Annotated in this window: 13 protein-coding genes, 1 tRNA gene and 1 rRNA gene; 2 read left to right on the forward strand and 13 right to left on the reverse strand. The window is 37.9% G+C overall.

Going from position 1 to position 11,738, the window contains the following annotated elements:
• Positions 1–11: 11 nt before the first annotated feature.
• Together groL and groES are read right to left on the reverse strand one after the other, a co-directional pair.
• Positions 12–1,643: a chaperonin GroEL gene (gene groL, locus DCE79_RS16760; protein WP_108714099.1), complete on the reverse strand. Its 1,632-nt coding sequence runs from the start codon at positions 1,641–1,643 to the stop codon at positions 12–14.
• A gap of 118 nt (positions 1,644–1,761) precedes the next feature.
• Positions 1,762–2,046, reverse strand: a complete 285-nt coding sequence (groES, locus tag DCE79_RS16765) for a co-chaperone GroES (protein ID WP_108714100.1) — start codon at positions 2,044–2,046, stop codon at positions 1,762–1,764.
• A 272-nt stretch (positions 2,047–2,318) separates the two neighbouring features.
• Here groES and DCE79_RS16770 point away from each other — a divergent pair, with 272 nt between their 5' ends.
• Positions 2,319–2,963 carry a CPBP family intramembrane glutamic endopeptidase gene (locus tag DCE79_RS16770; RefSeq protein WP_234417286.1) on the forward strand — a complete coding sequence of 215 codons (645 nt, stop codon included), beginning with the start codon at positions 2,319–2,321 and terminating at the stop codon, positions 2,961–2,963.
• A 79-nt stretch (positions 2,964–3,042) separates the two neighbouring features.
• Here the strand turns inward: DCE79_RS16770 and tatC are convergent, their stop codons facing one another.
• The 3 genes from tatC to DCE79_RS16785 all read right to left on the reverse strand — a co-directional run bounded on the left by tatC (position 3,043) and on the right by DCE79_RS16785 (position 4,825).
• Entirely contained in the window at positions 3,043–3,864 is an 822-nt protein-coding gene (tatC, locus tag DCE79_RS16775) for a twin-arginine translocase subunit TatC (protein ID WP_108714102.1), read from the reverse strand.
• Between the two features lie 17 nt (positions 3,865–3,881).
• On the reverse strand, positions 3,882–4,109 hold the full coding sequence (locus DCE79_RS16780) for a twin-arginine translocase TatA/TatE family subunit (protein WP_108714103.1): 228 nt from the start codon (positions 4,107–4,109) through the stop codon (positions 3,882–3,884).
• 83 nt (positions 4,110–4,192) lie between these two features.
• A complete protein-coding gene (locus DCE79_RS16785) occupies positions 4,193–4,825 on the reverse strand; it encodes a redox-sensing transcriptional repressor Rex (RefSeq protein ID WP_108714104.1) in 633 nt (210 codons plus the stop codon).
• Between the two features lie 129 nt (positions 4,826–4,954).
• Here DCE79_RS16785 and DCE79_RS16790 point away from each other — a divergent pair, with 129 nt between their 5' ends.
• Positions 4,955–6,892, forward strand: coding sequence for an ABC-F family ATP-binding cassette domain-containing protein (locus tag DCE79_RS16790; RefSeq protein WP_108714105.1), 1,938 nt, complete (start codon positions 4,955–4,957; stop codon positions 6,890–6,892).
• Positions 6,893–6,933: 41 nt separating this feature from the next.
• Here the strand turns inward: DCE79_RS16790 and DCE79_RS16795 are convergent, their stop codons facing one another.
• The 8 genes from DCE79_RS16795 to rrf form a co-directional block, all read right to left on the reverse strand.
• Positions 6,934–7,320, reverse strand: a complete 387-nt coding sequence (locus tag DCE79_RS16795; RefSeq protein ID WP_108714106.1) for a hypothetical protein — start codon at positions 7,318–7,320, stop codon at positions 6,934–6,936.
• A gap of 570 nt (positions 7,321–7,890) precedes the next feature.
• Entirely contained in the window at positions 7,891–8,904 is a 1,014-nt protein-coding gene (gene tsaD / locus DCE79_RS16800; protein WP_108714107.1) for a tRNA (adenosine(37)-N6)-threonylcarbamoyltransferase complex transferase subunit TsaD, read from the reverse strand.
• Positions 8,904–9,347 (reverse strand): ribosomal protein S18-alanine N-acetyltransferase, encoded by a 444-nt coding sequence (rimI, locus tag DCE79_RS16805; RefSeq protein ID WP_108714108.1) that lies wholly within the window; start codon positions 9,345–9,347, stop codon positions 8,904–8,906. Before rimI ends, tsaD begins: the two co-directional genes overlap by 1 nt.
• Complete coding sequence (gene tsaB / locus DCE79_RS16810; RefSeq protein ID WP_108714109.1) at positions 9,347–10,051, reverse strand: tRNA (adenosine(37)-N6)-threonylcarbamoyltransferase complex dimerization subunit type 1 TsaB; 705 nt, start codon at positions 10,049–10,051, stop codon at positions 9,347–9,349. Before tsaB ends, rimI begins: the two co-directional genes overlap by 1 nt.
• Positions 10,048–10,500, reverse strand: a complete 453-nt coding sequence (gene tsaE, locus DCE79_RS16815) for a tRNA (adenosine(37)-N6)-threonylcarbamoyltransferase complex ATPase subunit type 1 TsaE (protein WP_108714110.1) — start codon at positions 10,498–10,500, stop codon at positions 10,048–10,050. The genes tsaB and tsaE overlap by 4 nt, the downstream gene beginning before the upstream one ends.
• Before the next feature lie 180 nt (positions 10,501–10,680).
• Positions 10,681–11,019, reverse strand: coding sequence for a hypothetical protein (locus tag DCE79_RS16820; protein WP_108714111.1), 339 nt, complete (start codon positions 11,017–11,019; stop codon positions 10,681–10,683).
• 205 nt (positions 11,020–11,224) lie between these two features.
• A tRNA-Asp gene (locus tag DCE79_RS16825) sits at positions 11,225–11,300 on the reverse strand.
• Between the two features lie 190 nt (positions 11,301–11,490).
• A 5S ribosomal RNA gene (gene rrf, locus DCE79_RS16830) occupies positions 11,491–11,606 on the reverse strand.
• Positions 11,607–11,738: the final 132 nt, after the last annotated feature.

Here is an 11,738-nt window from a genome sequence, read left to right on the forward strand (position 1 = left end):
TGACAGGCTTATTACATCATTCCTGGCATGCCGCCCATGCCACCCATATCTGGCATACCGCCGCCTGCTTCTGGGATATCTGCTACTACTGCTTCTGTTGTTAAGAATAGAGCAGCTACAGATGCAGCGTTTTGTAATGCTGAGCGAGTTACTTTAGCAGGGTCAACTACACCAGCATCAATCATGTTTACCCATTCGCCTGTTGCTGCGTTGAAGCCGATACCGATTTCTTCACGTTTTAAGCGGTCCACGATGATTGAACCTTCAAGACCTGCGTTTTCAGCAATTTGACGAACTGGCTCTTCTAATGCACGTAAGATGATCTTCACGCCTGTTGCTACATCGCCTTCTACTGTATCTAAAATGTTTGATACTGCGCCGTATACGTTAAGAAGGGCTGTACCACCGCCTGATACGATGCCTTCCTCTACTGCCGCGCGTGTAGAGTTTAATGCATCTTCAATACGTAATTTACGCTCTTTTAATTCAGTTTCCGTTGCAGCACCTACTTTAATCACTGCTACACCGCCTGCTAATTTCGCTAAGCGCTCTTGTAATTTTTCTTTATCGAATTCTGAAGTTGTTTCCGCAAGCTGGGCACGAATTTGGTTCACACGTCCTGCTACTGCGTCTGTATTACCAGCGCCTTCTACGATTGTTGTATTATCTTTAGATACGATAACTTTCACGGCGCGACCTAAAGAAGTTAAGTCAGCTGTTTTTAAATCCAACCCAAGATCTTGTGTGATAACTTGACCACCTGTAAGAATCGCAATATCTTCTAACATTGCTTTACGACGGTCACCAAAGCCTGGTGCTTTTACTGCTACCGCGTTGAATGTACCACGTAATTTATTCACAACAAGTGTTGCTAACGCTTCACCCTCAACATCTTCAGCGATGATTAAGATAGGACGACCTTGTTGAACCACTTGTTCTAATACTGGTAAGATTTCTTGAATGCTCGCAATTTTTTTATCTGTAATTAAAATGTATGGGTTATCAAGAACCGCTTCCATTTTATCTGTGTCTGTTACCATGTAGTGTGATGCATAACCACGATCAAATTGCATACCTTCTACTACATCCAGTTCAGTTGTAAACCCTTTAGATTCTTCAATTGTAATTACGCCGTCGTTGCCTACGCGCTCCATAGCGTCTGCAATGTAGCTTCCGATTTCTTCATCACCTGAAGAGATTGATGCTACTTGTGCGATTGATTCTTTATTTTCTACTGGACGAGAAATTGCTTGTAATTCGGTTAAAGCTGCTGCTACTGCTTTATCCATACCTTTACGGATACCTACTGGATTAGCACCAGCTGTTACGTTTTTTAAGCCTTCACGAATCATAGCTTGTGCTAATACGGTTGCAGTTGTTGTACCGTCACCCGCGATTTCATTTGTTTTAGAAGCTACTTCCGCTACTAATTTAGCACCCATGTTTTCAAAAGCATTTTCTAATTCGATTTCTTTCGCGATAGATACACCATCATTTGTAATTAAAGGTGAACCGAATTTTTTTTCTAAAACGACGTTACGTCCTTTAGGTCCTAATGTTACTTTTACAGCGTTTGCTAATTTATCTACACCAGCCGCCATTAATGAGCGTGCTTCTTCTGAGAATTTAATATCTTTTGCCATAATTCATTTTCCTCCTAATTTTTACGATATATTTTTTATTTGTTAATAGTCATAAGATAGGCAGCCAGCAAAATTTCCTATGTATACGCTGACTGCAATTTGGTTTTAAAGTTTTGGATTACCCGATAATAGCTAGTACGTCGCTTTCACGTAAAATTAAGTATTCTACGCCATCGTACTTCACTTCTGTACCAGAGAATTTAGAGAAGATGATTTCGTCGCCTACTTTTACGTCAAGCGGGGCATGAGTGCCGTTGTCAAGAACACGACCTGTACCTACTGCCACAACTTTACCAGTTTGTGGTTTTTCCTTTGCTGAGTCAGGTAATACAATACCGAAAGCAGTTTTTTCCTCTACCTCAACAAGCTCAATAATGATGCGATCTCCTAATGGTCTTAACAAGTGAACAACCTCCTAAAATTTTTCTTTTTAGCACTCTATAACAAAGAGTGCTAACATAAGTACTAGTTTAATGAATTCCCTATTTTTTTGCAAGTCACAACACTAAAAAATTTTGTTTTATTTCCAATTTCCACTACAATATAAGAAAGTATGTTTTTATCGTAACTATAGAAAGAAGGTAATTACACGTGACGTCAACTTCATCACCCAAGTTCAAAACACAGAGAACCGCATTTTATGTTTTACTTACTTATATCATATGTCAGTTATCCGTGCTTATTCTCATTTTGATTCCTGACTTAAAAGAGTTCATCTTACAATATATTTCTGCACCAACAGAAAGAGAACAACTAATTAAACTTTCTGCATGGTGGTCTACCATATCATTTGCTATTGCATTTATGGTGAGCTTGCTTTTAATTTCACGGAATAAGCAGTTTTGGAATATCTTTAACGGAGAAAAAGCATCTATTGGTGCTTCCATTGGCTGGGGTGTCATCGGTTTCTTCCTCGTGTTTCTCGGACAAACGATTGGGTCATACATCGAGCTTGTACTTGGCATTGACATGGGCTCTGAAAATACACAAGATATCATGGATGTCACAAAGGTAGCGCCGATCATGATTGTGGCGACGGTATTTTTTGGCCCCATTTTAGAAGAACTTGTATTCCGCCGTGTTATTTTCGGTTCGATTATCCAAAGTTATAACTTCTGGATTGCCAGTATTATTAGTGCCATCGTATTTGCTGCAATCCATTTAGATTTCACACATATTTTACTGTATACAATTTGCGGAATGATTTTCGCATTTCTTTACAATAGAACGAAACGAATCATTACCCCAATTATCGCCCATATGCTACTAAATGGTTTTGTTACATTCGTCCAAATGAATGCCGATAAATTTCAAATGTAGCATTTTTCCCCTCGCTAATTAATTAGCGAGGTTTTTTTACATCAAAAAACGCTATCTTCATTAGAAGACAGCGTTTCGTTTATTGATTCATTTGTTCGATTTGGCGTCGTTGTTGTTCAAGTAATTCTTCTACTTGTAAATTTTGCTCGTGCTCTTCCTCTTCCTGAATACGTGCCGCTTCTGCAGCCTCATATTTTCGGTAACCAAAACGGGAAATTATAATACTCGCTTCATACAAAATAAAGAGTGGAATCGCAATAATAATGTTCGATACTAAATCCGGTGGTGCAAGTAATACGGAAATAACAATCAATACGAAATACGCATATTTACGGAATTTCACCATTAATGCTGGGTTTAATATTCCGAGCCTCGCCACAAATAATGTGACGACAGGTAATTGGAATAAAAGTCCAAACGGAATGATTAATTTAAATAAAAACGTGAAATATTCATTAATTCCGATCGTTTGCGTAATACTTAAATCATCCGCTAACCCAATCATAAATCGCATAACAAACGGAAATAAAACAAAGTACGCAAATGCCATTCCACCAATGCCGAGTACAAATGCATATGGTATGTATTTTAATGTTGCTTTACGCTCTGTTTCATGTAAGCCTGGCGTTATAAATGCCCATAGCTGATACAGTAAAATCGGAGATACAATTATGGCCGCAACAATAAAAGTCACTTGTAAATAGACCGTTAATGGATCGGAAACACTAAATGCATTCATCGTAATATTTTTAGCATTGTCACTAAATTGTATATGTCGAATAATTGGCTTTGCCGTATAAAAGCCGACAAATAGAGCGAGCACAAAAAATATCGCTACAAAAAAGAGACGTTTTCGAAGCTCCTCTACATGTTCCATTACACTTAATTCACTTGGATTCATACTAAGACATCCTTAATTTACTTCATGTCGTTTTTTTCGTTATCTTTATGTTCAATAACTGCTTTTTTCGAATCGATATCATCATCGTCATCCGTTAAACCTTTTGTAGCACTACGGAACTCACGTAAAGTTGTTCCCATTGCGCGGCCTAAAGATGGTAATTTTTTCGGTCCGAATATTAATAACGCAATCAATCCGATGATAATTAGGCTTGTAGGTCCAATCGCATTTAAATGCACAACCATTTTAGCCACCTCCTCTATTATTATGTACATTTTACAGTAATTAACGGGAATTTACCATTTATAGTAATGTGAACAATTTGTTACTAATCTGAATTTCGTACTAAGTAGATAAGTGCCTGCAATTCGACCGATAAATCAATATTCATCACCTTTAGTGAATCTGGAACAGATAAACGCACTGGCGTGAAATTTAATATTCCTTTTGCATTCATCTTCACTAAGCGGTCTGTCATCATTTGTGCAGATCGTGATGGCACTGTTAGTATGGCTAACTCCGCGCCAAACTCCTCATACATTTCCTCTAAACGATCTGGATGAAATACAGGAATATCACTAATGACTGTTCCCTCAACCGGTGCCTTCGTGTCGAATGCGACAACAATTCGCGTGTTATGATTTTTTTGGAAGTTGTATTTTAGTAAGCCATTTCCTAAGTTTCCAACCCCAATTAAAGCGACATTCATCGCTTCATCTTGATCTAACGTTTGTCGGAAAAATTCAAGTAAGTACTGCACATCATACCCATACCCTTTTTTACCGAGTGCGCCAAAATAAGAAAAATCACGACGTATTGTTGCAGAATCTATTTTCATCGCATCACTTAATTCCTGTGATGAAATTCGTTTCTTACCTTCAGTTGCAAAGTTTTTCAAAAATCGATAATACAGAGGAAGTCTTTTTGTTGTTGCTTGTGGAATTTTTGTTTCTGGTTTCACACATTCTCCTCCTACATACATTTGGAAATCGTTTTAATCTTACTAAACAAGTAGCAACAAGTAAAGTATCCATCGTTGCACGTGTCTGTTTCATCCATTAAACTAATAGGAAGAAACAGAGGTGTAAAAATGATTGTATTACAAGTAAATCAATTATATAAATCTTTTATTACCGACGAAATTTTGAGCGGTGTAAAATTAGAAGTTCAGCACCGTGATCGTGTTGCGTTAGTAGGACGCAATGGTGCTGGGAAATCGACATTATTAAAAATTATTGCTGGGCAAATGAGCTATGATTCTGGCGAAATTATTATTCCAAAAGATGTACGTATCGGTTATTTGGAGCAACATGCTGGCATTGATTCGCAGCTTTCCATTTGGGACGAAATGATGACAATTTTCAGTGCACTTCATCAGCAAGAAAAGAAGCTCCGTCATTTAGAACAGCAGATGGCCGATCCAATCATATATGAAAATAGTGAACAATATGCACGTGTGATGGCAGAGTATGACCAATTACAGCATGACTTTAAAGAGGCTGGGGGCTATCAATACGAAGCAGATACACGCTCTGTCTTACATGGCATGCAGTTTTTCCCTGAAGACTATACTAAGCCAATTCAGTCCCTTTCAGGCGGTCAACGTACGCGTCTGGCTTTAGCCAAGCTTTTACTCTCAAAACCAGATTTACTTATTTTGGACGAGCCGACGAACCATTTAGATATCGAAACATTATCTTGGTTAGAAAGCTATTTGAAGGGCTATGATGGCGCAATTTTAATCGTTTCTCATGACCGTTACTTCTTAGACCAAGTCGTTTCAATCGTTTATGAGGTGTCGCGCACAAAAGTTTCAAAATATGTTGGGAACTACAGTGGCTATTTAGATGAAAAAGCAAAAAACTATGAACGTGACATGAAAATGTTTGAACGTCAAATGGACGAGAAAGCCAAGCTTGAAACCTTTGTTCAAAAGAACTTAGCGCGCGCATCGACAACAAAAATGGCACAGTCTCGCCGCAAAGTATTAGAAAAAACAGACTGGATGGATTCTCCTGATGGCGATGAAAAAAGCGCAAACTTTGGTTTCACGATTGACCGTCAAAGCGGTAATGACGTACTTTCCATTGATGAACTGGCAATTGGCTATCCAAACAAGGAAATCTCTAATAATATTGAATTACGTGTGTTCCGTGAAGATCGTATCGCTTTAGTTGGTCCAAACGGTGTCGGTAAATCGACGTTACTTAAAACAGTGGTGAAGGATTTAGAAGCTTTAAACGGAGAAATTCGTTACGGGACAAATGTCCAAATTGGCTACTACGATCAAGAACAAGCCAAGTTACATTCCAACAAGCCCGTGTTAAGCGAACTTTGGGATGAATGGCCGTCGATGAACGAAAAAGATATTCGCAATATTTTAGGACGTTTCTTATTTAGTGGCGATGATGTTTCAAAAACCGTCAATTCATTATCAGGTGGCGAAAAAGCACGTCTTGCACTAGCAAAACTGATGATGCAAAAATCGAACTTCCTCGTACTGGATGAGCCGACAAACCATTTAGATTTAGACAGTAAGGAAATTTTAGAAAATGCGCTAATCGATTATCCGGGTACTCTTTTATTCGTTTCGCATGACCGTTACTTTATTAACCGCATCGCAACAAAAGTAGTCGAGCTTTCAGGTACAGGCTCTTTCGAATACTTAGGAGACTATGATTACTATGTTGAGAAGAAACAGGAACTTGAGGAGCTAGCTGCGATGAAAGCTGCTGCAACGGAAGCGAAGTCAATAGACGCACCTCAAACGAAATCTACTTCCATGATTGATAAAGATGCGAAAAAACGCGAACGCCAAATTCGCCGCGCCATTGAAGAAATCGAGAAAAATATGAGCACTTTAGATGAATCTATTACTCAGTTGGAAGCACAACTATGTGACCCTGACATTTTCTCTGATCATGAAAAAGCTTTAGCAATCCAAACTGAATTAAATGAAACGAAAGAACAGCACGAGGCATTTGAACTCGAGTGGCTTGAATTAAACGAAGCACTTGAACAGTTATAAAGCAAAAGGAGGACGTTGGCTTGATGCACAACGTTCTCCTTTTATTTTATATGGAAGCTTTTCATCATTTGTAATTTTTGATACGCCGTATATGCCCCGTAAATCCATCCAAAGAAAATGACTGTAAATAACGCCATAATAAAATTTATCACAGTAAACAAAGGGTTAAATGGTGAATTAGTTGTCTTTGCTCGAAATGGCTGACGCGCACCTATTCGAATGCTTTGAAAAACATCAACAATTTGACTATGCCCGTAAACAATCGCAAGTGGATAACAAATTAGTGCAAGTACGATGAATAAGCCACTAAATGACGCGATAAAATAGCCGTTTCCTGTAATACTTAATCCATACAGCACAACAATAGTGAAAATTAGTCCACCAACTAAAAGACCGATCATTTTGTTTCGTTCTTTTAAATAACTCATCGATTTTCCTCCTAATGCATCCTTTTAAGTTTCCATCCTTATATGGAATTCACACATTAAAGATTACTATTCCATAATATTAAGAACTTCAAACCTCTTTCGACTATTTTCGTCATATATGTTGGTCAATATACAATTTTTCTACAGAAATCTCCACAATGTTATTCACAAAACAAATGCAGTGATATCAACATATCAACATAGTTTTCCACATTATCCACAATTGAAATTTATTTTTCATAGTCCTTTCTGTGTAAAACTAGCTACTATATATAGATAAATCACATGTTTTCCACAGGTTATCCACACTTTGTGTATAAGTACGCATGTTCGCACATTTTTTTGGGGGTAATTTATGTTTTCTGTGGATAATTTTTCAGAAAAGTTTTTCATTAACTAAAAAATTGTTATTAAAAAGAATTTTTTATCATAAACTACTTATTTCGACCTCGTTTTATTATTCTAATACATCGATTTATCACCATTATATTTTCCTCACATAAAAAAAAAAAAAAATGCATAAACAAATGGATATTTCTCCTCCATTTGCTCATGCATTATTGTTCAATATTATTTCCAGCTTTTTAGCTCCATACCCGGTCGGCCATTCATCGCTAAATCGCCACGAATACCCGCTTCATACATTTGATAAGCTGCAGCCCCAATCATGGCTGCATTATCAGTACATAATTTTAGGGGTGGTACATAAAAAGGTATTCCCTCTTCTTTGAAAGCCACCTCTAGAGACGTACGTAATCCTTTATTAGCTGACACACCGCCTGCTGCAATAACTTGTTTTACCCCATATTCACGTGCAGCACGCAAAGTTTTGCCTGTTAATACTTCCACAACACTATCTTGGAAACCTTTTGCAACTTGCTGTGGAATAATTTCCTCACCGCGTTGGTCCATATTATGCTTGTAATTAATAACCGCTGATTTTAACCCACTAAAGCTAAAATCATATGAACCTTCTTCTAACCAAACGCGTGGGAAGGTCACCGCTTCTGTTGCCTCATGTGCAAGACGGTCAATATGAGGACCACCTGGATACGGCATATTTAACACACGTGCAACTTTATCATACGCTTCTCCTGCTGCATCATCACGCGTTTCTCCAATGACTTCAAATGAACCGTGGTCACGCATTAATACAAGCTCTGTATGTCCCCCTGATACGACAAGGGCTAGTAATGGAAATTCCATTGGCTGCACTAAATTGTTCGCATAAATATGTCCTGCTATATGATGTGTTCCTACCAGTGGTAACCCATTTACAAATGCAAATGCTTTTGCTGCGTTAATGCCGATTAATAGCGCTCCTACAAGACCAGGACCTTCTGTTACAGCAACTGCTGTTAATTCCTTTGGTGTCATATTCGCTTCTTTTAATGCTTCTTCTAAAACGATTGTCACTTGCTCTACGTGATGACGAGATGCGATTTCAGGTACGACTCCACCAAAACGCTTATGACTCTCAATTTGTGACGAGACTACATTTGAAATGATTTCTGTCCCATTTTTAATGACCGCTGCGGCCGTTTCATCACAGCTTGTTTCTATTGCTAATATATAGTTATCCATTATAAATTCACCCACATGACTAACGCATCTTCTTGATTGTCTGTATAGTAGCTTTTACGGATGCCACCATCTTGGAAACCAAGCTTGCGATATAAATTCTGTGCTACTGTATTTGTTACACGTACTTCTAAGCTCATAACGTCCATATTGGCTTCCTTTGAAACACGTAGCGCCTCACGCATTAAGCCTTCACCAATACCTTGCCCACGAACAGATTCTACAACCGCCACATTTGTAATTTGTGCCGCATCGATGACAAGCCAAACGCCGCAAAAGCCAATAATTTTACCCGTTTCATCTTCTGCTACTAAATAATGAGAAAATTGATTTTCTGTCATTTCATAGTAGAAAGAATCTAATGTCCAGGGCGTTGGGAAAGTTGCTAGTTCGATTGCATGCACCGATTCTACATCGGCAATTGTCATTTTACGATAAACAACCATTACAGACGCTCCTTCTTCTGTTCTTTAATCCAATTAGCCTCAGCCTCAGCTAAACGACGATATTCGGGCACTAAATTATGCGTAGCATCAATAGATGGTAGCTCCTCTTTTTCAGCAATTGCGATTAACTCTGAAGCACGCGGTAGATCTAGTGTAGATGGGACACGTAAAGCATTTTCACCAAGAACTTCTTTGATCTTCTCATAATACAATGATACATCAGTACCAATAAATAATACCTTACTGTCTAATGCCTTTAACTTTTCTAATAAGCCATCAATATGGTCATGATAATCTTCAATTAATGTATTTAACGTTCCACCTTCATAAACACCAGCATAGACATTTTGACGACGTGCATCAAATAACGCACAAATAGTAATATTTGCAATACGAGCATTCGCAGCTAATGCTTTTACGCTGGATACACCTACTAAAGGCTTTTGCAATGACCAAGCAAGTGTTTTCGCTAATGTTACGCCAATTCGAACACCTGTGTATGAACCAGGTCCCTTAGATACGGCAATTGCATCAATTTGAGATGCCTCAATTCCTGCCTTTTTTATTACTTCTTCAATCGCTGGCATCGCACCAACTGAATGTGTTAATTTTATATTTTGTACAACTTCTGCAACTATTTTTCCATCATTCACAACTGCTACAGAAAGCGGTGCATTTGCTGTTTCAATTCCTAACCAAATCATTTTACTAGCTCCTCACACAGATGGACATATTTTGTGCCCATTGGTTTAAATACAAATTTTCTTTTCTGATCGTCAATACGGGTAATCTCAATTGCTAAACGCTCAGTTGGTAAATCCGCTTCAATTAAGTGCGCCCACTCCACAACTGTAACCGCATCGCCGTAAAAGATTTCATCCCAACCTAAATCCTCATCACTATTTTCTAAGCGATAGACATCTAAATGGTTTAACGGAAGTCGTCCCTCATATTGCTTCATAATCGTAAATGTTGGACTGTTGACTGTACGCTTAATGCCTAACCCTTTTGCAAAGCTTTGCGTAAATGTCGTTTTTCCAGCCCCTAAATCACCCTCAAGTGTAATGACATATTGTGGCTCCACTAATGCAGCCAAACGCATTGCAAGTGCTTGTGTTTCTTCTAATGCGTTAATTTGCTTTTCAAAAATCATATAGTTGCTTCCTTCCGCCAAAAAGTCCATTACCTCTAGTTTACTTGAAGTGAAGCAATTGTTCAAAATGTATCACTTCAAAACAACTTCATCATGTCCATTTGGTTATTCCATTAAAATATGCCATTACACTCACAAAGGGCTCAACTGAATAATTACTTTCAGTCAAGCCCTTCTCAGTTAACGCATCGAATTTCCTCGTCGTTCCTTTATTTCTTTTTTTACTAATCGATCATTTTCAAATTGAATCTGATATCCCCTAGTTAATAATATTTCATCGTTCCATTCATAAACATCGCTTTTAATTTCTTTGCCCGCTCCACCAACAATTCGGACGACATCTATATATGACATATCTTTCTGAAGTTGATTATATTCATCTTCATTCATATATTTTTGCCAAGTATATTGATTTTTTTCTTCGATTTCTAATACCTTATTATCATACGAAGTAACAACCAAAAATAAAAAGAAAACGAGATAAATAATTAGATAAACAAACAATCTTTTTTTATTCATCAGCATTCCCCCATAAGAAACATTAGAAAGTAACATCAGGTGCCTAATAGTAAACAACGATGCCCTTACTTATATATGAAACTTTTCCCTGAAGGTGTTTGTTCAAAACATATGTAAGATTGTTTGTTCAATCTATAATAATTATTCTATAAAAACAAAAAAGCAATCCGTATACTTACGAATCACTGAATACTTCATATTAAAATGGCGGTCCCGACCGGGATCGAACCGGCGATCTCCTGCGTGACAGGCAGGCATGTTAACCGCTACACCACGGGACCATTTATTATTCTTGAACCTTGATAATTATAACAAAAAATTTTTATAATGACAATATTATTTTCTTAATAAAACATTCGATGGAAATTCTCACCCAGCTTTTAATTATCCCCATTTCTTAAAGTTAAGTTAAGTTAAGTTAAATTTAGTGTATGCACAAAAAAACCACTGATTTCTCAGTGGTTTAACTTTGCGAAGCGACGTCCTACTCTCACAGGGGGAAACCCCCAACTACCATCGGCGCTAAAGAGCTTAACTTCTGTGTTCGGTATGGGAACAGGTGTGACCTCTTTGCCATCATCACTTCACTTTGACATGGATGTCATGGCGTCTACTTTGCCACAGGACGTGGCGCTCTTAGTAGACGTTCCTTTTAAAGAACATCCGTGTATATGTAGAAAGAATTGTTCTTTCAAAACTGGATAAACGTTTCATTGAGT

This window comes from Lysinibacillus sp. 2017 (assembly GCF_003073375.1).
Classification (GTDB): Bacteria; Bacillota; Bacilli; order Bacillales_A; family Planococcaceae; genus Solibacillus.